Genomic DNA, 19,294 nt, shown 5'->3' with positions numbered 1-19,294 from the left:
AGCCTCTCACAGCGGCGTCCACTCTGCCAATTTGGACGTGATAAACGGTTTGGATAACCTGCGCATCACATTGATATTCAAGCAAATACACCTTAGTAGGAGTCTCGATGCAGCTTGTCGATATCGGCGTCAACCTGACCCATCCGAGCCTGGCCAGGCACGCCCGCGAGGTACTCGAGCGCGCCCGTACCGCCGGCGTCACACAATGCGTACTGACCGGCACCAGCCTCGCCGAAAGCGAGGCTGCACTGGCGCTGTGTCGCGAACTCGACGACAGCCAGCAGCGGTTGCGCTGCACAGCCGGGGTTCACCCGCACGACGCCAGCCAGTGGAACGCCGCCAGCGCGACGCAGCTGCGCGACCTGCTGCGCGAATCCGAGGTGTGCGCGGTCGGTGAATGCGGGCTGGACTTCAACCGCGATTTCTCGCCGCGCCCACAGCAGGAGCGCGTACTCGAAGAGCAGCTCGAACTGGCGGTACAGACGCAACTGCCGGTATTTCTCCATGAGCGGGAGGCGGATCAACGGCTGGTGGAGATCCTGCGGCCGTTCCGCGATCGGCTCACCGCCGCTGTGGTGCACTGTTTCACCGGCGAGAAACGCGCGCTGTATGCCTACCTCGATCTCGACCTGCACATCGGCATCACCGGCTGGATCTGCGACGAACGCCGAGGTACGCACCTGCACCCACTGGTACGCGAGATACCCCGTGGCCGGCTGATGCTGGAAAGCGACGCACCCTATCTGCTACCTCGGACGCTACGGCCCAAGCCGAAATCCGGCCACAACGAGCCGGCCTTTCTGCGCGAGGTGCTGCGCGAGGTGGCGCGCCATCGCGGTGAAAGCGAAGCGGACCTCGCCGAGCACAGCACGCTCTGCGCGCGGCGCTTCTTCGGCCTACCGGCGCTGGAGTGAAACTGCGAAAAATGTGCTCAAGCTCACCAATTCGCTGCCGCTAAGCCGACATCGAATCGGAAGAGAGCCGTCATGTTTGTCTGGGTCCGCGATCTGTCGCTGAAATACAAGTTCTGGGCGCTCAACATGGTCACCTTTGTGATCACCCTGTTGCTGGTGCTCTACGCCGTTCAGGTGGAACAGCAGGCGCGCAGCGCCGATGCGCAACGCGGCGCACAAGCCCAGGCGGAGCTGCTGAGCGCCTGGCCAAACGCCGCCGCGCTGCCACGCAGCCCCCAGCTGCTGAGCTTTCAGCCCGGTGACAACCTGGCAATTGAGGGGCATTCGCTGCGAGGCGGCGACGGCTGGGCACCACTGCCCCACGATCGCTTCTTCGCCAGCAACCCGCTGATCGGCGTGCATATCGTTTCACGTGCCGACGGCCATAAGTTCGCTGTACTGGCGCACACGCCCAGCGCCCTGCAGGTACTCAGCGAGCACTTCTTCAGCTATGCCGCCGCCGTTGCCGTGCTCATGCTCGGCCTGCTCGGCGCCTCGCAGCTGCTGATCCGTTTCCTGCTCAGCCATCTCAACACGCTCAAGGACATCATGTTGCACGTCGAACGCTCCGGCGACTTGAGTGTGCGGGTGCCGCTCGACAGCCGCGATGAGGTCGGCCAGATGGCCAGCGCCTTCAACGCGATGCAGACCGGCTACCAGCGCATCGTCGGCACCGTGGCGCAGGCGGCGGCACGCCTGGACGATGGCGCCAGCCGCCTGGCCGCTAGCATGAGTGACGTGCGCCAGGGCATGCTCGGCCAGCAGAGCGAAACCGATCAGGCCGCCACCGCGATCAATGAGATGAGCGCCACCGTGTTCCACATTGCCGAGCATGCCAGCGACACCCGCGATCAGTCGCAGAACGCCGACCAACTGGCCAGCGAAGGGCATCGCGTGGTGGCGCGGGTGGAGAAATCCATTTCCAGCCTTTCGCTTGGCGTGCAGCAGACCGCAGAGACCATCGGCCAGCTGGCCGCGGACAGCCAGAAGATCAACGGTGTGGTCGGCGTGATCCACGGAATCGCCGAACAGACCAATCTCCTGGCGCTCAACGCCGCCATCGAGGCGGCACGTGCCGGCGAGATGGGCCGCGGCTTTGCCGTGGTCGCCGATGAAGTGCGCAGCCTGGCCAAGCGGGTGCAGGACTCCACCGACGAGATCACCGGCATGATCGGCAATCTGCAGGCGATGACCCGGGACGCTGTGGAGTTCATGCAGGACAGCTCGTTCAAGGCCGACGACTGCGTGCGCGAGGCGCGCGAGGCGGCGCAGGCGCTGGAGTCGATCACCGCCGCAGTGGCGCAGATGCGTGAAAGTAATACGCAGATCGCCGTGGCTGCAGCGCAGCAGAGCGAGGTTGCCGAAGAACTCAATCGCTCGGTGACCGGCATTCGCGACGTCACCGAGCAAACCGTGCAGCAGACCGTCGATTCCGCCAGCACCAGCGCGCAGCTGGCCGCCCTCTCCGGCGAGCTGAGCCGCGCGATCGGCCAGCTCAAGTTGTGAACGCCACCGCCGCGGCGTTACGGCGCCGCTGCATACCGTAACGCCGCCGCGTCGAGCCGCTTAGCCGAACACCGTCACCGTCTGCCGGCTCAGCGCCACCAGCTCGCCCGCCGGCGTCCACAGCGCCGCCGCGCAGTGTCCATAGCCGTCGCGGGCATGTTCGATCACTGCGCGGTACATACACCAGTCATGGGTATCCAGGCGGGGTAGCGGCTGGATGAACTCGATGGTCCAAGTCAGCGAACTGCCCGGCGCAAAGCTCTTCAGATGCGGCAGAACAGCCGGCGGCCAGGCGTCGACCAGCGCCAGCAGGTGCGCTTCGGTCATCGGCTCACGAGGCACATCGCCGCGCTGCCGCACCCATCCGCCCATCTCGCGGGAGGTATTGCCGGTAAAGGGCAATCCGCCAATTCCCCAGCGCATCGCCAGATAGCGGGTGAACTCCGGCGTCACCCCCGGCACATGGGGCAGCTCCTGACAGGCATCCACCGGCGGCATGCTGGGCGCCGGTTCGGCCGGTACATCGACCGCTGAGTTGCGGGCGGCGCCGAAACTGCCCTGGACGATGGTCACTACCTGCCCGTCCTGCACCGCGCGACCAAGCATCTGACTCACCGCCTTGCCCTCGCGCAGCACCTCGGCCTCGAAGCTGGCCGGCTTGTCGAGCGCCAGCGGCCCGACGAAGGTGATCGCCAGCGAACGCAATGCCCGGCCCTCGGGCACCTTGGCCCGCATCGCCTCATACACCAGCGCCGCCACCAGACCGCCGAACCCCGCTCGACCCTGTCCCCAGGTGGCGGGAATGACCAGCTGTTGCGGATGTTCACGTACCGCGCAAAGCAATTCGGAAAGGGTCATGTCCACCTCTTGTCGTTATCTTGTGCCGGCGATGGTAAAGCTGCGCCAGCCGGCATGCGAGGTCGGAACCGCCATCGCTGCACGCGGAATGTTGCCCCATCCAGCGCGACAATCGACGAGCGGGCGCCTCAGCGTCTCTCGCTTTCCGTCACGCGACGCCAGGGAAGCTGGCGACGAAGGGAATTCAGCGCCCTGCGCAGCTCAGCTGGCGCCGCAGCACGAGCGGCGTAACGCTGCTGCTCATACAGACGCAGGAATGTCTGGATCGCCTCGGCCTGCGCCGGCAGACGGTGCACCGCACGCTCGGCAAAGGTCCTCGCGCCCTCGCCCGGCTGGCGCCGCAGCCCCTGGCGTGCCAGCGCACGCTCGAAGGCCAGAAACAGGCGTTGCTGCGGGTCGCGCTCGCGTCGCCAAGGCTTGAACAACAGCAGTGCCAGCACGCCGAGCAGTAGCGCCCCCGCGGCCACGACCCCGATACCGAGCGCGGTGCCATCGAGCTTGCCGAACCAGCGGCGAAGCAGTTGCAGCTGCTGCTCGCCCTGATAGCCGAGCACCCAGCGCTGCCAGCCGTAATTGAGCTGGTCCCAGCGTAGCCGCAGCTGATTCAGCCAGCCGATGTCGCGATAGCGCAGCAGCGACATCGGGGAGTCTTCGAGAAAGCCTTCCTGCTCGGCCAGGGCCTCTTCGAGCCCGCGCTCGACGCGCTCCGGCGCGACCTGGAAAGTCGGATCGACGCTGACCCAGCCGCGCTCGGCGGTCCAGTATTCCACCCAGGCGTGGGCATCGAGCTGGCGCACCGAGAGGTAGTTGCCCGCCGGGTTGACCTCGCCGCCCTGATAGCCCGCCACCACCCGTGCCGGGATGCCGGCGGCGCGCAGCACGAAGGTCATCGCCCCGGCATAGTGCGCACAGAAGCCACTGCGCGTGTTGAACAGGAAATCGTCAACGATGTCCGCCCCTACCGGCGGCGGCTTTAGCGTGTAATGGTACGGCTCGCGATTGAAATGCCGCAGCAACGCCTGCACCACGGCCTCCGGTTCCTGCAGGCTACGGCGCAGCTGCCCCGCCCAGGCGTGGCTGCGTGGATTGCCCTGTGGCGGTAGCTGCAGCGTGCGACCGAGGCTCTCCGGTGCGCGGCTGGCCTCGCGCCGCGCCGCCGGCCAGGAGGTCACCCGATAGAGCAGCGGTTGATTGACCGGCTGGTGCCGCTGCAGGTGGAAATCGGCCATCAGCCGCGTATCACTCGCTTCGACCTGTGGCACGTCGAGGGCGAACAGCCAGGACTGGCCGCTGGGCTGCATGATGATGCTGTAGCTGAGCGGCTCACCTAGCGCTTGCCATTCCGGCGCCTGCGGCACCTGCGAGGCAAAGGACTGCGACCAGCGCCTGCCATCGAAACGTTCGAAGGTCACGGCGCGCCAGTACAGCTGATCGCGCGGTGGAATCTCGCCGTCGAAGCTCGCCCTGAATGCCAGCGCAGCGGACTGCCCGAGCCGAGCGATGTCACCCGGCGCCATATGATCGGCCAAGCCCGTCACGCCGCGGTCACTTGGTTGCGGCAACGACCACAGCGGCGCCAGCCGCGGGAAGAACAGAAACAGCAGCAGCATCAGCGGAACCGCTTGCAACAACAGGCTGCCGGCCAGGCGCAGAGTCGGCCAGGGCTGCGTCACCAGCGCGCCCTGCTGCAGGCCGATCAACGCCGCCAGCAGGAACAGAACCGGAAACAGACTGTACACACCAGCCAGCAGCCCATCCTCGAACAGATAGCTGGTCACCACGGCGAAAAAGCCGAGGAAGATCAGCACCAATGCATCGCGCTGGCTGCGCATCTCCACCAGTTTGAGAATGAACGCCGCGATCAGCAGCACCACGCCAGCTTCCAGACCAACCAGACTGCCGCGCGAGAAGTACACGCCGAATCCGGCTCCGATCATCAGCGCCGCCTTGGCCCAGCTGTTGGGAAAACGCAGGCGCATGCGGAATATCTGCACACGCCAGACCGCACACCCCAGCCAGAGTCCGATGATCCACAACGGCAGATGGGTCAGGTGCGGCAGGATCACCAGCACCTGTGCGACAAGCAGCCAGATCAGACTGTTGCGGGGGATGCCCGGTTTTGCGCTCATCTGGACGGCTCCACATGCTCGCCATGCAACGCCAGCGCGCGCAGGCACGCGTCGCGATGCGCCTGACCGCTGTCTGGACCGATCGTCTCGGCCGGCAAGCGCAGCGCGAAGGGCTGCTGATCGGTGCTCAGTTGCACGACCCAATGGCACAGCTGCGACAGGCGCTCTTCGGTGTCGCCTTGCAGGGCATCGAAATCCAGCAGCGGCTCGTTACCGAGCAGACTGGCGAAGTCTTTCACCAGCAGTCCGTGTCCGCGGGAGTAGGCCTTCCAGTGCAAGCGCCGGCGCGAATCACCGGGTTGCCAGGGCCTGAGTCCCTGGTAGTCGTCGACGCCGGCGGTACGCGCCAGCAGCCCTTCATCCTCGGTTTGCGGCGCGCCGCCCTGCTGCGGGCGATCGCCCGCCAGCGGGCGCGGATAGACCAGCGCCGCCAGTTCCAGATCGATCCAACTCCAAGCCACCAGCAGCCCCAGCGGGAAACGGCTCTCCACCCGCACCCGCCCGGGACGCAGCCAGCCGCGGCGCTGGGTCGGCAGACTCAGTTCGACTTCCCGCGTGCCGCCTGCCGGCACATCCAGCAGGTGCAGACCGCTGGCCGGCCAGCCGATCGCCACCGCCTGATAGGCCCGCCCCTGGCTCTCCAGGCGCACGCGCAGGCTGGCCTGCTCACCGACGAAGGCGGCGGTGGTACCGCCGGCATGCAACAGGAGCCCGGCCAGATTGCGCCAGGTGTGCAGGATGGTGACCAGAAACAGCGCGCCGAGCAGGAACGTCAGGCCGTAGGCCAGGCTGTTCTGGTAGTTGATCGCGGTCAGCAGCATCAGCAATAGCGCCGCGGCGAAGGCAAGCCCGACGCGCGTCGGCATGATGAAGATGCGCCGCTGATCCAGCCGAACGCTGGACGCCGGCGGAATCCGCCGTAGCAACCAGCGATCACGAAAACGCGGCAGCAGCCTCACGCGTGACGCTCGCGTTTGGATAGAAACGCCGCCATCAGAGCGCTGGCACTTCGCGCAACAGCCATTGCACCAAGGCCCCGCCACCGTGGCCGGTGGCGTCGGCACGCTCGCGCAGACGGTGACCGACCACGGTGGGCAACACCGCTTGAACGTCCTCGGGAATGACGTAGTCGCGCCCATCGAGAAACGCCCAGGCACGCGCCGCGGCCAGCAGCGCCAGGCTGCCACGCGGTGACAAGCCCCAGGCGAACTGCGGCTGCGTCCGCGTAGCTTCCACCAGGCGCAGCACGTAGTCGACCAGCGCGTCGCTGACCCGCACCGTCGCCACCGTGTCCTGCAGGGCGAGCAACTCGGTCCGTTCGAGCAGCGGTTGCAGGCGCGTCAGCAGGTCACGCCGTGCCTCACCCAGCAACAGCGCCTTTTCCGCAGCCTTCGCCGGATAGCCCAGCGAGACACGCATGAGGAAGCGATCCAGCTGCGATTCCGGCAGGGCGAAGGTGCCGCCGGAACTTACCGGGTTCTGTGTGGCGATGACGAAAAACGGTTCCGGCAGCGGCCGGGTTGCACCTTCTATGGTGACCTGCCCCTCCTCCATGGCTTCCAGCAACGCGCTCTGGCTCTTGGGCGTGGCGCGGTTGATCTCGTCGGCCAGCACCAGCTCGGCGAAGATCGGTCCCGGATGGAACACGAACTGCCCGCTGTCCTTGTCGAACACCGAAGTCCCAAGAATGTCGCCGGGCAGCAGGTCGGAGGTGAACTGAATGCGCTGGAACTCCAGGCCCAGCACCTTCGCCAACGCATGGCTGAGGGTGGTCTTGCCCATCCCGGGCATGTCCTCGACCAGCAAATGGCCGCGTGCCAGCAGACAGGCCAGGGCCAGCCGTACCTGAGCCTCCTTGCCGAGCAGTACTTCATTGACCGCGCGCAGACAGGCGTCCAATCGGGTGCGCATGCAACTCTCCTCTGTTAGTCCGGCCGATGCTACTGAGCATCCGTGGCCAGGCAAAGCGACGGAAACGCCTGGTGACGAGTTTGTGACCCGCCGCTTGATCCAGAACCATGCATCGGCACGCCTGACAGCCTAGGCTTGGGGCTTCTTTGCTGTCAGGAGCCGCTATGCCTACTCCCAAGCCAGACGCTTGGCATGCGCAACCCGCCGACCAGACGCTGCAGCATCTGGAGGCCTCCACCAGCGGCCTGAGCGCCGAGGAAGCGCACAAGCGCCTGCAGGCAATCGGCCCCAACCGGTTGCCCCGCCGCCGCCACAACGGACCGGTGAAACGCTTTCTGTTGCAGTTCCACAACCTTCTGATCTACGTGCTGCTGCTCTCGGCTCTGGTCACCCTGGCCCTGGGCGAATGGCTGGACAGCGCGGTGATCTTCGCCGTAGTGGTGATCAATGCGATCGTCGGTTTCATACAGGAAGGCAAGGCGGAACAGGCCATGCGCGCCATCCAGAAGATGCTGACCCTGGACAGCAAGGTGCGTCGCGCCGGGCGGACCGTCAACATACCGGCCGAGCAACTGGTGCCCGGCGACATGGTGCTGCTGGAAGCTGGCGACCGCGTACCGGCCGACCTGCGCCTGGTCGAATGCCGCGACCTGCGCATCGAAGAGGCGGCGTTGACCGGTGAATCACTGCCCAGTGACAAGCAGGTCGAGCCAGTGGCCAACGACGCCAGCATCGGCGATCGCCACAGCATGGCCTACTCCGGCACCCTGGTCAGCGCCGGTAGCGGCTACGGCGTCGTGGTGGCCACCGCCGGCAAGACCGAGCTGGGACAGATCAGCCACATGCTCGGCGAGGTCGTCAGCCTGCAGACGCCCCTGCTGAGCGACATGACGCGCTTCGCCAAGCTGCTTACCTTCATCATCCTTGCGCTGGCCATCGGCACCTACGCCTTCGGCATCACCCTGCGCGGCTACTCGTCCGACGAGATGCTGCTGGCGGCGGTCGGCCTGGCCGTGGCGGCAATTCCCGAAGGACTGCCCGCCATCCTGACCATCACCCTCGCCCTGGGTGTCCAGCGCATGGCACGACGCCGGGCGATCATTCGCCGGCTGCCGGCCGTGGAGAGTCTCGGCGCGGTAACGGTGATCTGTTCGGACAAGACCGGCACCCTGACCCGCAACGAGATGACCGTGCAACAGGTGTACACCGCCGCGCACCGCTACCTGATCGACGGCGTCGGCTATGCTCCGGAAGGCCAGATCCGCTGCGACGACGGCCGTCTCTGTGAGCTCGAAGAGGCGAGTGATCTGCAGGAGCTGGCACGCGCCGGCCTGCTCTGCAACACCGCGAGCCTGCTGCGCAAAGACGAGCAGTGGCACATCACCGGCGATCCGACCGAGGCCGCCCTGCTGACTCTCGCCGGCAAGCTCGGCCTGCACGCGGCTCACGAGCAGGCCCACGTGCCCAGGGTCGATGGCATCCCATTCAGCTCCGAACGCCGCTGCATGGCCAGCCTGCATCACGATCACTCCGGCCACGGACTGATCTACCTGGTCGGCGCCCCGGAGCGGCTGCTCGAGGTGTGTAACCAGCAACTGGTCGCAGGTAGCGCCGAACCGCTGGACCCGAGCTACTGGCATGCGGTGCTCGATGATGGCGCCAGCCAGGGGCTGCGCATGCTCGGGCTAGCAATGCGCGCGCTGGACGCGCCGCAACACGAACTGAACTACGAGGACCTCGAAGGTGACTTCGTCCTGCTGGGCCTGGTCGGCATGCTCGATCCGCCGCGCGAGGAAGCCATAGCTGCCATCGGCGAATGTCTCGGTGCCGGGATTGCAGTGAAGATGATCACCGGCGACCACGCTGCGACAGCCGCGGCCATCGCACAGCGCCTCGGGCTCGGCACCCAACCGCCACTCACCGGAGCCGAGCTCGATCGCCTCAGCGATGCGCAGCTCGATGATCGTCTGAGTGTCACCACGGTATTCGCGCGTACCAGCCCGGCCCACAAGCTGCGTTTGGTGGAGCGTCTGCAGGCATGCGGCGCACGGGTGGCGATGACCGGGGACGGCGTCAACGATGCGCCCGCCCTCAAACGTGCCGACATCGGCGTGGCGATGGGGATCAAGGGCACCGAAGTGGCCAAGGAAGCGGCGCAGATGGTACTCGCCGACGACAACTTCGCCACCATCGCCCATGCCGTGGAGGAAGGTCGCACGGTCTACGACAATCTGAAGAAATCCATTCTCTTCATCCTGCCCACCAGCGGCGGTGAAGCACTGGTATTGCTGGCGGCCATCGCCCTGGGGCTGACGCTGCCGATCACGCCGCTGCAGATTCTCTGGGTCAACATGATCACCGCGGTGACCTTGGCCTTTGCGCTCGCCTTCGAGCCGGGCGAGGCCGACCTGATGCGGCGACCACCGCGCGACCCGCGCGCACCGCTGCTCAGCACGCAAGTGCTATGGCGGGTCGTGCTGGTCGCCGTGACAATGACCGTCGCCTGCATGGGCCTGTTCGTTTATGCGCAGCAGCTGAGCTGGAGCCTGGACACCAGCCGCACGCTGGCCGTTAACGGGCTGGTGGCGTGCGAGATCGCCTACCTGTTCAGCAGTCGGCAGACCACCGCACCGGCGCGCTTCGGACTGCGCGACAACCCGATGGTTTGGGGCATGATCGCGCTGCTCGTGGTATTGCAGCTGGCGTTCACCCACTGGGCGCCGCTGCAGCGGCTCTTCGCCACGCAGTCGCTGGATCTGCGCGGCTGGGCTCTCTGTCTGCTGGCCGGCGCCGCGTTGCTGACGGTCGTGGAGATGGAGAAGTGGGTGCGGCGACGTGCCGGTTGGCCTCTCTAGGGGCGACGCGAACCCACAAAAAAGCCCGCGGATGGCTGGCATCCGCGGGCTTGGTGTAACTGGCTCAGCGTCCTGCGCGTGATTCGCGCAAGTAGAAGCGAGCCTTCTGCGCCTTCTCGGTGCAGCCGCGGAACGCCTCGAACTGCTGCTGGGTCTTGGCGCCGGTCAGCAAGGCCATCGCCTTCGAATAGCTGACGGTGCCGGCGAAGCCTTCGGCTTCCGCCAGGCTCTGCTCTCGCCACGCCGCGTCCAGTTCCGCGGCACAGCTGTCACGGTAGGCCGTCTTGCCGGCGCAACCGACCAGCAACAGCGCCAGCAAGGGCACAGATATCCACGTCTTCATCGCATCATCCCTCGGTTTGCTGTCATGTGATTAAAGCTTGCCAGTGCTGGCGCGCTGTAGCAGATACTCGACCACTGCCCGCTGCTCGCCGGCGAACTCGATGCGTTCGGCCTTGCTCTCGCGCTGATAGGCATACATCGGATCGTAGTACTCGCCCAGCAACCCTTCGATCCAGCCACGATGCAGATCCACCGCGCCACTGCGCGCCTGCTCGGCCAGCGCCTGATCCATCAGCAGCGCCAGCCGCTGGTAGCGTTCGCCCCCCAGGCGCTTGCTGATATTGACCAGACTTTGCTGCAGACGCTCCGCAAACGCCGCGAAACCTGTCTCTCCCTGCTCGGCGATGAATTCGGCGCAGAGATCGATCACGTAATCCTTGAGAATCCGTTCGATGCGGCCCTCGAGGCTGTCTTCCAGCCACACCAGCGGAAACTGCTGCATGCCTTGAAAGAGTGGCAACGGAATCGAGCAACGGCCCACCAGACGAGCCTCATCCTCTACGACGAACTGCTCGATGCCGGCAGCGCGCATCTTCAGCAGGCGAATCGCCAGGGCGTTCTCGAAATCGATCTGTGAGGGCTGCGGCGTGGCACGCTTGCCGAAACTGGAACCACGATGATTGGCCAGACCTTCCAGATCCAGACCATTGCTCAGCTGCGCCAGTACCTCGGTCTTGCCGGTGCCGGTCATGCCGCCGACCAGCACGAACGCGCACTGCTCCACGGCCTGCTCGGTGGTTTCCAGCAGAAAGTGGCGCATCGCCTTGTAGCCGCCGACCACCCGCGGGTAGTCGATGCCGGCCTCATGCAGCCATTGCTGGACGATCTGCGAGCGCAAACCGCCACGGAAGCAGTAGAGGTAGCCATTCGGATGCGCACGGACGAAGTCGCTCCACGCCTGTAGGCGTGCAGCCTTGATCTCGCCCGATACCAGCTGGTGACCGAGGGCGATGGCGGCTTGCTGGCCATGCTGCTTGAAGCAGGTACCGACTTTCTGCCGCTCGATGTCGTTCATCAGCGGTAGATTGACCACGCCGGGAAAGGCGCCCTTGGCGAACTCCACCGGCGCGCGAGCATCCATCATCGGGACATCGTTGAGGAATAGCTCGCGATAGTTATCGGTATCGCCACGCATCAGCGTACCTCGACTGCATAGTCGCGCGCTGCAACCAGCTGCCCGATCGGCTCGAGTGCCAGGCCGAGCGCCGCGGCAACCGCGAGGAACTCCTCCTCACCTTCAGGCGCTACAGCCACCAGCAAACCGCCACTGGTCTGCGGGTCGCAGAGCAGCTGCTTGTGCGCCTCGTCAAGCGCACCAATGCGTTCTCCATAGCTGTCGAAGTTGCGCTGGGTGCCACCCGGTACGCAGCCCTGCTCAAGGTAGTACTCGACGCCCGGCAGACGCGGCACGCGCGCGTAGTCGATCTCAGCGGTCAGGCCGCTGCCGTCGGCCATCTCCACCAGGTGGCCGAGCAGACCGAAGCCGGTGACATCGGTCATGGCGCGCACGGCCTCGAGCTTGCCGAAGCGGCTGCCGGGCGTGTTCAGCGTGCACATCCAGTCGCGCGCCAGGCCTACATCTTCCGGGCGCAGCTTGGCCTTCTTCTCGGCGGTGGTGAGGATGCCGATGCCCAGCGGCTTGGTCAGATACAGTCGACAGCCGGCAGTTGCGGTGTCGTTACGCTTCATCTGGCTCTTGCTCACCAGGCCGGTGACGGCGAGGCCGAAGATCGGTTCCGGTGCATCGATCGAATGCCCGCCGGCCAGAGGGATGCCTGCGGCATCGCATACGGCACGGCCACCAGCCACCACTTCGCGGGCGACTTCCGGCGGCAACACGTTGACTGGCCAGCCGAGAATGGCGATGGCCATCAGCGGATCACCGCCCATGGCATAGATATCGCTGATCGCGTTGGTCGCGGCGATGCGGCCGAAATCGTAAGGATCGTCGACGATGGGCATGAAGAAGTCGGTGGTCGACACTACACCGCGCTCCTCGTCGATGCCGTACACCGCCGCGTCGTCGCGCGAGGCGTTGCCGACCCACAGGCGCGGGTCGAGATTCTGCGCACCACTGCCGGCAAGAATCACGTCCAGCACCTTGGGCGAGATCTTGCAGCCGCAGCCGGCGCCGTGACTGTATTGGGTGAGGCGGATCGGTTCGCTCATCGGGCTCTCTCGTGACGCATGCAAAACGGGCGGCGATTGTAGCAAAGCGCGTGGCTCAAGGCGGCAGCGCTGCATGCCGACCAATATCGGCAGCCCCTCTGCTTTGGTATGGCGCCCCTTGCGACTCACCTGCCGAAGGCGTGAAGCTACAAGCCTTGAACAGGGGGATTCACATGAGCAAGAAAGTAGCGCTGGTATTGGGCTCGGGGGGCGCACGAGGTTATGCGCATATCGGGGTCATCGAGGAGATACTCGCCCGGGGCTATACCATCGACTGCATCGCCGGCTGCTCCATGGGCGCCGTCGTCGGGGGCATCTATGCCGCCGGCAAGCTCAAGGAGTACCGTGCGTGGATCGAGAGTCTGGATTACCTGGACCTGCTGCGCCTGGTCGACCCGAGCTTCAGCCTGGGCGCGATCCGTGGCGAGAAGGTCTTCGGTCGAGTTCGCGAAATCCTCGGCGAAGTGAACATCGAAGACCTGCCGATCCCCTATACCGCGGTCGCCACCGACCTGACCAATCAGCAGGAAATCTGGTTCCAGGAAGGCAGTCTTGAGCTGGCGATGCGCGCATCGGCGGCGATCCCCAGCCTGTTCACTCCGGTCGTACAGGACAATCGCGTGCTAGTCGATGGCGGGCTGCTTAACCCGCTGCCCATCGTGCCGGTGGTATCCAGCCATTGCGACCTCATCGTCGCGGTCAACCTCAACGCCAATAACCACAAGCAATATCCGCTACCGGAAATCGAACGTCCGGGGCGCTTCGACTCGATGCTGACCTCGATCAGCTCGCACCTTCCGTTCTGGCGCAAAGACGCCGAACTCTCGACACAGCATATCGCCGACATTCGTGCGAGCGAGCTGTTGCGTGGCGACCAGCCACCCACCGCACCAACCAGTCAGAACGCGCCGAAGTCGGCCGAAGGCGCCACCGTCGTAGATGTCACCGGACCGGCCTCGCTGCTGGACCTGATCAACCAGAGCTTCGACGTCATGCAGTCGTCACTGGCGCAGTACAAGATCGCCGGCTACCCGCCCAACGTGCTGGTGAACATCCCCAAGCGCGCCTGCCGCTTCTACGAGTTCTACAAGGCGCCGGAGCTGATCGAGCTGGGGCGCATCGTGGCGCACGATGCTCTAGTGCGCTACGAGCAGGAGCTGTAGCGCGCTAGCACTGCGGCCGGCTGTCGGTTGAGTCGATGGCATGGGCCGGGTGGCCGACCGCGTCCGGCACCTCTTTGACCAACCAGTCGCCGAGCAGGCTGTAGGCCACGGCCAGCAGGGTCGGACCGAGGAACAGGCCCATGAAGCCAAACGCCAACACCCCGCCGAACACCCCTAGCAACACGACCACCAACGGCAGGTTGCCGCCGCGGCTGATCAGATAGGGTTTGAGGATATTGTCCACGCCGCTGATGATGAACATGCCCCAGACACCCAGGAACACGGCCATGCCGTAATCGCCTCGCCAGGCGAGCCAGGCTACCGCCGGGCCCCATACCAGCGGCGGCACCATGACGAAGCTGAAGGCAAAGGTGAGCACTGCGAGCACCAGCGCCGCCGGCACTCCGGCGATGCTGAAACCGATGTACGCAAGTATCGCCTGTGCCGCGGCCGTGCCGATGACGCCGTTGACCACACGCTGCACGGTGCCAGCCACCAGCTCCAGATAGTGCTCAGCGCGCTCGCCGATCAGACGATCCAGCAGGCTATGCACGAACGCTGCCAGACGCGGTCCGTCGCGATAGAAGAAGAACACCAGCACCAGACTCAGCGCCAGCTCGAGCATCCCGCCACCGACCCGCGCGCTGCGCACCAGCAACCAGTTGCCGACCTGGCCGATGTACGGCCGAACGCTGGCCAATAGCGCCGTACCCTGCTCGTCAATGGTGCCCCAAAGCGTTACCAGCCTCTCACCAACCAACGGCAATTCCCCCAGCCAGGTTGGCGGCGGCGGCAGGCCATCGACCTGCAGGTTATGCAACAGCGCATTGGCCTCGCGAATCTGATCGGCGATGTTGAAGCCGAGCCAGACCAGTGGCACCGCGACCAGTACCATCCAGCAGAAGGTCAGTACACCCGCCGCCAGGGTCGCATTGCCCTTCAGCCAGCGCGTCAGCAGCCGCATCAGCGGCCAGCTGGCGAATGCCAGCACCGCTGCCCAGAACAGCGCCGAAACGAACGGAGCCAGCACCCACAGACAGGCGCCGAGCAGGGCCAGGAGCAGTATCTGCACCAGCAGACGGTCATTGTTGAGCATGCGAGGCACTCTACGAGAAAACTCTGGTGTCCCCGGACGGGACATCAGGCAAGGCGGCTATTGCAGCCTGACAAACGAGCTCAGCGCAAGAGCCTCATGACCAGACCGGCCTCTTGCGACTCATCCACCTCCAGCCGTCCGGCACGCACGCGTTCGGCAATCAGCGCGTCCCGCCAGGAGACGGCCGCGCGACCGTCCAGGCTGACACGAATGGTGCTGTCGAGACGCATGACATTGGCGAGCAGGCCCGCCCAGTCAGCCGCTGGCTCGTCCGGCAATCGCGGCAAGCGTAACTCACCGCTGTCACGCAGCTGGCGTAACAGCGTCGCCGCAGTCGGCAGCAGCTCGCCCAGCGGCGCCTCCGGCACCAGCTGTTCGACCTGCAGATAGGGACGGCCATTGCCGCGAGTCATTCCGTACAGCGCCACCAGTCTGTCGTCTGCGTCTGGCAAGCGCGCCAGCAGATAGGCCTGCTGCCCTTCCGGACCATAGAGCATCGATTTCCCGAAGATGGCATTGGCCCACAGACTGCTCGAGCCGCATTCGCGGCCTTCGCACCAGAACAGCAGCTCGCCGCCATCGGCCAGCAGGTCGCGGCGGGCCTGAGTGAACGCCTCGATGCCGCTGTGGGTGTCGGGCAGCAGGTAGGTCAGCGCCGTCAGTTGCCCCGCCGCAACCACCTGGTCAGTCATGCGCAGCTTGCCACTGATGCGTCGGATCGAATCCAGTGGATAGATTCGCTCGCGCACCTGCTCCTGCTGGTAGGCAACGATCTGCGCCTGCGGGTAGCGCGCCAGCACCGCTAGATCGGCACTCCCCGGAATATCGCCGGCCATCAGCGAGCCGCTTGCTGCCAGCAAGCCAATCATCCATGTCCATCGCATAGGTTTTTTCAACGAATCACCATCGAGTGCAGGGTTTTCACCTGGCGGTCGTTTTCGTCACGACCAAGGAGTGTCCTGTAGAACTGCAGGGAGCAGCCTCTGGTCGTCCCACGATACCCACCGAGAGCCACCGAGAGCCACCACGGTGTCGACGAGGACGACGGAGCGCTCTGTTCGTTGAGGGGTGAGCTGTAGGAATCGATCATCTGGGGCTCCCGGCTGAAACAGGGGTTCAGCCTCGCCAGTTGCCAAAAGCAAGTCAAGCAAGGGATTGCCACAGAGTCTTGCAGCCGCGTGCGTGTTCGCTCGGCTAGCGGAGGAAGGCGTTGAAAAGCGTCGCGACAGCGTCCGCGCCCGTCTCGTCATCCAGATGCAGATGGTGGCCGCCGGCAAGGTGATGTACCTCGAAAGGCAGCTTCGCGGCCAATTCACGCATCTTCGGCTCGGTCATCAGTCCTTGGTCCGCCAGCACCAGACTGGTCGGGCAGGCAACCCGGGCGACAAATGCCAAGGCATGCGCGCGGCTCAGTCGCAGCGGTGACGGCAGCATGAGCCGTGCGTCGGTGCGCCAGGTATAGCCTCCTGGAACAGGCATCAATCCTCGCTGCGCCAGGCGCTCGGCCGCCTCACGACTGACCGCGCCAACGCCTTTCATTCGCGCAGCGACCGCCTGCTCGAATGTCGCATAGACCGGCTTGCGCTTGTCGTCGACGGCCAACAGAGCGTTCAGCGCCGCACCAAGCCGTTGCGGCGCGTCATCCGCCTCACCGGTATAGGGAATCACGCCATCGATCAGTGCCAAACGCTCGACCCGCTCCGGCAAGGCACCCGCCAGCAGCACGGAAACGATCGCGCCCATCGAGTGGCCCAGCAAAGAGAAACGCTGCCAGCCGAACTGTTCAGCCACCTGCAGCACGTCGAGCACATAGTCCCAGATGTTGTAACCCGCCCCCGCTGGACGATGTGCGGAATGACCATGCCCCGGCAAATCCAGCGCTACGATGCGCAGACCCTCCAGACGCGGCGCCAGCCGACTGAAGCTCGCGGCGTTGTCCAGCCATCCATGCAGCGCAATAACCGGACTGCCCTCTTCGGGGCCGTACAGATGAGCCGCGACCTCGATGTGTGGCAGATTCAGCCTAACTTCCTCGAACGCGAGACTCATGCGATCCCCTGCGCGGCTTCGGCAAGGCTCCAGCGACCGAACAGCTGCCTGAGCAGTTCGGCGGTGTCCTGCGGACGCTCGAGCGGAAACATGTGGCCACCCGGCAGGCTGTGCGCCTCGCCACGTGACATCAGCCGCAACAGGTAACCGTGGTGCGGCAACACCACGCGACTTTCACGGCCACGGACCATGGCTAGAGGAATCTTCAACGAAGGCGGCCAGCCAGGCGTGACGTGCGGCACGCTGCGATAGATCTGGATCTCGGTCTGCGGATCGAAACGCAGACGCATACCCTGCCCGGCCGGCTCGAGCCCATGTTCGATGTAAGCCTCGAGACAGTCGGGATCGAAGCCGCGAAACAGTGCTTTGCCAGCGAAGTACGCGCGCGCCTCCTCGGCACAGCCAAACTGCTCGCGGCGGCCCAGCGTACGCCCGGCCGGCGTGAGCTGATCGATGAAGCCCAGCCGCTTGGCGGCCCAGATGATGGTCTGATCGAACCAGGTCGGCAGCGGCGAGTCGAGCATCACCACGCCGTGGTACAACTCAGGTCGCAGCAGCGCGGCGCGGTAATGCAGCATGCCACCGAAGGAATGCCCTACTCCCCAGACCGGCTCATCCAGCCGCTCGAGCTGCTCGAACAGCTCCTGCAGCAGGTTGTGCCAGTTGTCATCCACCGGGAAGCGTGGGTCGTGGCCGTGCCGATCCATGTGTACCACGCTGTACTCCGGTGCCAGCGCGGCAAACAGCTTGCGATAGGTGGCCGACGGAAAGCCATTGGCATGGGCGAAGAAGATGGGTTGCGACATGGGTTCCGGCACAGCGATGGAGGTCGGGCCCATTGTCTGGTAGCCGCAAGTGTCGGGCAATTGCCATAGCACGACTGAATGAGCGGCATTCATGCCAAACAACAGACCCTTTCGCTGCGGCGCGCCGCAAGGCTCAACCGGGCAGCGGCACCACCGCTACGGTGAGTCGGGAGATGCAGCTGGGTTTGCCGTCTTCGCCGCTCAGGCGAATATCCCAGACGTGCGTCGAGCGCCCCAGGTGCACTGCGCGGCAAACGCCGGTCACCCGACCGCTGCGCAGTGCGCGAAGATGATTGGCGTTCACCTCGAGGCCGACGCAATAAAACTTCGAGGTATCGATGCAATGGTAGCTAGCCATTGAGCCGAGGGTCTCGGCCAGTACCACCGAGGCACCGCCGTGCAACAAGCCATACGGCTGATGAGTGCGCGAATCGACGGGCATGCTAGCGGTGATGGATTCCTCGTCGAACGACTCGAAGCGGATATCCAGCAGTTCGCTGATGGTGTTCTTACGACTGCTGTGCAGGCTGTCCAGATCGGGTTGGCGCTTCCAGATACTCAAAGGCACGCTCTCCATTTACATGATTGTTCTTGTTGGAATGCTGGATTGCTCGGGCACATCTGACTCTTGGCACAGTCAGCGGACGTGGCGCAGAGAAGCCAGATGCATCAAACCTCCTGCCAGTGCCTCGCCTTCCAGCTCAGCAAGACTGGACGTCGCCATCGGCAGCGACTCGCTGAGCTGGCCATGGACCAGCCAGCCACCGAGCGCACCGACAAAGGGCTGATGAGTAACCAGCAACAGATGCTCTTCGGTACGCCGATCCAGATACAGCAGCGCATCGCGCAGATCGGAATCAGGCGTCAACCACGGCACCGTTTCGCAGCTACCGCTGAACCCCAGTGTCTGCCGCACGATTTCCGCGGTCTGCTGCGCCCGCTGATAAGGACTCACCAGGATCGTCTGCAACGGCCGATTGCGCAGATGGCCAGCAATTTCACGGACGTCGCGCCTGCCCTGCTCGGTCAGATTGCGCTCGGCATCGGTACGGGCGCGGGGCTCGGCCTCGCCATGACGTAACAGCCACAGTTTCATGCCGTCGGTTCTTCCGTCTTGGGTGGTGTCTGCGGTGGCGTCTGCGCGCATAGCTCGCTATCGGCGGCACGAGGTGCAGGCCAGTCCGACAGTGGCCAGGGTTTGTGCTCGGTATTGAAGGTGGCGTAGCGGCCGATCTGCGCAACGTACTGGCTCAGACTGTCACCGAAGCCCTGCAAGCCCGCATCTGGCTGCCCCTTGGTGACCCGCAGCACGAACTGCAGGAGCACGACCACCAGCAGTACGAGTTCAGCCAACTGCCAGGCCAGAAAAAACAGCAGCATCCACACGGCGCGCAGGATGAGCGACTCTCGATCTGCCTTGCGACTGGAATGGTTCATGGTTATCTCCGGTAGTCCTT

The 19,294-nt window shown here is 64.9% G+C and carries 18 protein-coding genes; 4 read left to right on the top strand and 14 right to left on the bottom strand.

Annotation, left to right across the window (positions count from 1 at the left end; genetic code table 11):
• Positions 1–107: 107 nt before the first annotated feature.
• The gene (locus tag N8H22_RS04895; RefSeq protein ID WP_264589505.1) at positions 108–914 is read left to right on the top strand and encodes a TatD family hydrolase; all 807 of its coding nucleotides are present in this window, start codon (positions 108–110) and stop codon (positions 912–914) included.
• A gap of 72 nt (positions 915–986) precedes the next feature.
• Complete coding sequence (locus tag N8H22_RS04890; RefSeq protein ID WP_264589504.1) at positions 987–2,459, top strand: methyl-accepting chemotaxis protein; 1,473 nt, start codon at positions 987–989, stop codon at positions 2,457–2,459.
• A gap of 60 nt (positions 2,460–2,519) precedes the next feature.
• On the opposite strand, the gene N8H22_RS04885 is transcribed toward N8H22_RS04890, so the two are convergent.
• The 4 genes from N8H22_RS04885 to N8H22_RS04870 form a co-directional block, all read right to left on the bottom strand.
• Positions 2,520–3,317, bottom strand: a complete 798-nt coding sequence (locus N8H22_RS04885; protein ID WP_264589503.1) for a thioesterase family protein — start codon at positions 3,315–3,317, stop codon at positions 2,520–2,522.
• 128 nt (positions 3,318–3,445) lie between these two features.
• The gene (locus N8H22_RS04880) at positions 3,446–5,446 is read right to left on the bottom strand and encodes a DUF3488 and transglutaminase-like domain-containing protein (RefSeq protein WP_264589502.1); all 2,001 of its coding nucleotides are present in this window, start codon (positions 5,444–5,446) and stop codon (positions 3,446–3,448) included.
• Positions 5,443–6,405: a DUF58 domain-containing protein gene (locus N8H22_RS04875; protein WP_264589501.1), complete on the bottom strand. Its 963-nt coding sequence runs from the start codon at positions 6,403–6,405 to the stop codon at positions 5,443–5,445. Before N8H22_RS04875 ends, N8H22_RS04880 begins: the two co-directional genes overlap by 4 nt.
• A gap of 34 nt (positions 6,406–6,439) precedes the next feature.
• Positions 6,440–7,357, bottom strand: a complete 918-nt coding sequence (locus tag N8H22_RS04870; protein ID WP_264589500.1) for an AAA family ATPase — start codon at positions 7,355–7,357, stop codon at positions 6,440–6,442.
• Between the two features lie 164 nt (positions 7,358–7,521).
• On the opposite strand from N8H22_RS04870, the gene N8H22_RS04865 reads away from it, so the two are divergent.
• The gene (locus N8H22_RS04865; RefSeq protein ID WP_264589499.1) at positions 7,522–10,212 is read left to right on the top strand and encodes an HAD-IC family P-type ATPase; all 2,691 of its coding nucleotides are present in this window, start codon (positions 7,522–7,524) and stop codon (positions 10,210–10,212) included.
• A gap of 64 nt (positions 10,213–10,276) precedes the next feature.
• Here the strand turns inward: N8H22_RS04865 and N8H22_RS04860 are convergent, their stop codons facing one another.
• The 3 genes from N8H22_RS04860 to selD are packed head-to-tail and all read right to left on the bottom strand — an operon-like array spanning position 10,277 to position 12,723.
• Entirely contained in the window at positions 10,277–10,555 is a 279-nt protein-coding gene (locus N8H22_RS04860; protein WP_264589498.1) for a hypothetical protein, read from the bottom strand.
• A 30-nt stretch (positions 10,556–10,585) separates the two neighbouring features.
• Positions 10,586–11,689, bottom strand: coding sequence for a tRNA 2-selenouridine(34) synthase MnmH (gene mnmH, locus N8H22_RS04855; protein ID WP_264589497.1), 1,104 nt, complete (start codon positions 11,687–11,689; stop codon positions 10,586–10,588).
• Complete coding sequence (selD, locus tag N8H22_RS04850; protein ID WP_264589496.1) at positions 11,689–12,723, bottom strand: selenide, water dikinase SelD; 1,035 nt, start codon at positions 12,721–12,723, stop codon at positions 11,689–11,691. Before selD ends, mnmH begins: the two co-directional genes overlap by 1 nt.
• A gap of 173 nt (positions 12,724–12,896) precedes the next feature.
• Between selD and N8H22_RS04845 the strand changes: the two genes are divergently transcribed.
• Entirely contained in the window at positions 12,897–13,886 is a 990-nt protein-coding gene (locus N8H22_RS04845) for a patatin-like phospholipase family protein (RefSeq protein WP_264589495.1), read from the top strand.
• 4 nt (positions 13,887–13,890) lie between these two features.
• On the opposite strand, the gene N8H22_RS04840 is transcribed toward N8H22_RS04845, so the two are convergent.
• The 7 genes from N8H22_RS04840 to N8H22_RS04810 all read right to left on the bottom strand — a co-directional run bounded on the left by N8H22_RS04840 (position 13,891) and on the right by N8H22_RS04810 (position 19,274).
• Complete coding sequence (locus N8H22_RS04840; protein ID WP_264589494.1) at positions 13,891–14,982, bottom strand: AI-2E family transporter; 1,092 nt, start codon at positions 14,980–14,982, stop codon at positions 13,891–13,893.
• A gap of 80 nt (positions 14,983–15,062) precedes the next feature.
• Positions 15,063–15,851, bottom strand: a complete 789-nt coding sequence (locus N8H22_RS04835) for a DUF4892 domain-containing protein (protein ID WP_264589826.1) — start codon at positions 15,849–15,851, stop codon at positions 15,063–15,065.
• A gap of 325 nt (positions 15,852–16,176) precedes the next feature.
• Positions 16,177–17,031 (bottom strand): alpha/beta hydrolase, encoded by an 855-nt coding sequence (locus tag N8H22_RS04830; protein WP_264589493.1) that lies wholly within the window; start codon positions 17,029–17,031, stop codon positions 16,177–16,179.
• Entirely contained in the window at positions 17,028–17,837 is an 810-nt protein-coding gene (locus N8H22_RS04825) for an alpha/beta hydrolase (protein WP_264589492.1), read from the bottom strand. Before N8H22_RS04825 ends, N8H22_RS04830 begins: the two co-directional genes overlap by 4 nt.
• A gap of 133 nt (positions 17,838–17,970) precedes the next feature.
• Positions 17,971–18,399, bottom strand: a complete 429-nt coding sequence (locus N8H22_RS04820; RefSeq protein WP_264589491.1) for a hotdog fold thioesterase — start codon at positions 18,397–18,399, stop codon at positions 17,971–17,973.
• Between the two features lie 75 nt (positions 18,400–18,474).
• Positions 18,475–18,933, bottom strand: coding sequence for a phosphohistidine phosphatase SixA (gene sixA, locus N8H22_RS04815; RefSeq protein ID WP_264589490.1), 459 nt, complete (start codon positions 18,931–18,933; stop codon positions 18,475–18,477).
• A complete protein-coding gene (locus N8H22_RS04810; protein WP_264589489.1) occupies positions 18,930–19,274 on the bottom strand; it encodes a DUF4389 domain-containing protein in 345 nt (114 codons plus the stop codon). Before N8H22_RS04810 ends, sixA begins: the two co-directional genes overlap by 4 nt.
• Between the last annotated feature and the right edge of the window lie 20 nt (positions 19,275–19,294).

Source organism: Stutzerimonas sp. S1, from assembly GCF_025966695.1.
Classification (GTDB): Bacteria; Pseudomonadota; Gammaproteobacteria; order Pseudomonadales; family Pseudomonadaceae; genus Stutzerimonas.
Note: the sequence above shows the minus strand (reverse complement) of the source record. Positions and strands in the feature narration are given on the sequence as shown.

Bases quoted from the DNA above. Each gene is read 5' to 3' on its own strand.
- N8H22_RS04895 (WP_264589505.1), top strand. From the start codon at position 108: ATGCAGCTTGTCGATATCGGCGTCAACCTGACCCATCCGAGCCTGGCC.
- N8H22_RS04890 (WP_264589504.1), top strand. From the start codon at position 987: ATGTTTGTCTGGGTCCGCGATCTGTCGCTGAAATACAAGTTCTGGGCG.
- N8H22_RS04885 (WP_264589503.1), bottom strand. From the start codon at position 3,317: ATGACCCTTTCCGAATTGCTTTGCGCGGTACGTGAACATCCGCAACAG.
- N8H22_RS04880 (WP_264589502.1), bottom strand. From the start codon at position 5,446: ATGAGCGCAAAACCGGGCATCCCCCGCAACAGTCTGATCTGGCTGCTT.
- N8H22_RS04870 (WP_264589500.1), bottom strand. From the start codon at position 7,357: ATGCGCACCCGATTGGACGCCTGTCTGCGCGCGGTCAATGAAGTACTG.
- N8H22_RS04865 (WP_264589499.1), top strand. From the start codon at position 7,522: ATGCCTACTCCCAAGCCAGACGCTTGGCATGCGCAACCCGCCGACCAG.
- N8H22_RS04860 (WP_264589498.1), bottom strand. From the start codon at position 10,555: ATGAAGACGTGGATATCTGTGCCCTTGCTGGCGCTGTTGCTGGTCGGT.
- mnmH (WP_264589497.1), bottom strand. From the start codon at position 11,689: ATGCGTGGCGATACCGATAACTATCGCGAGCTATTCCTCAACGATGTC.
- selD (WP_264589496.1), bottom strand. From the start codon at position 12,723: ATGAGCGAACCGATCCGCCTCACCCAATACAGTCACGGCGCCGGCTGC.
- N8H22_RS04845 (WP_264589495.1), top strand. From the start codon at position 12,897: ATGAGCAAGAAAGTAGCGCTGGTATTGGGCTCGGGGGGCGCACGAGGT.
- N8H22_RS04840 (WP_264589494.1), bottom strand. From the start codon at position 14,982: ATGCTCAACAATGACCGTCTGCTGGTGCAGATACTGCTCCTGGCCCTG.
- N8H22_RS04835 (WP_264589826.1), bottom strand. From the start codon at position 15,851: ATGATTGGCTTGCTGGCAGCAAGCGGCTCGCTGATGGCCGGCGATATT.
- N8H22_RS04830 (WP_264589493.1), bottom strand. From the start codon at position 17,031: ATGAGTCTCGCGTTCGAGGAAGTTAGGCTGAATCTGCCACACATCGAG.
- N8H22_RS04825 (WP_264589492.1), bottom strand. From the start codon at position 17,837: ATGTCGCAACCCATCTTCTTCGCCCATGCCAATGGCTTTCCGTCGGCC.
- sixA (WP_264589490.1), bottom strand. From the start codon at position 18,933: ATGAAACTGTGGCTGTTACGTCATGGCGAGGCCGAGCCCCGCGCCCGT.
- N8H22_RS04810 (WP_264589489.1), bottom strand. From the start codon at position 19,274: ATGAACCATTCCAGTCGCAAGGCAGATCGAGAGTCGCTCATCCTGCGC.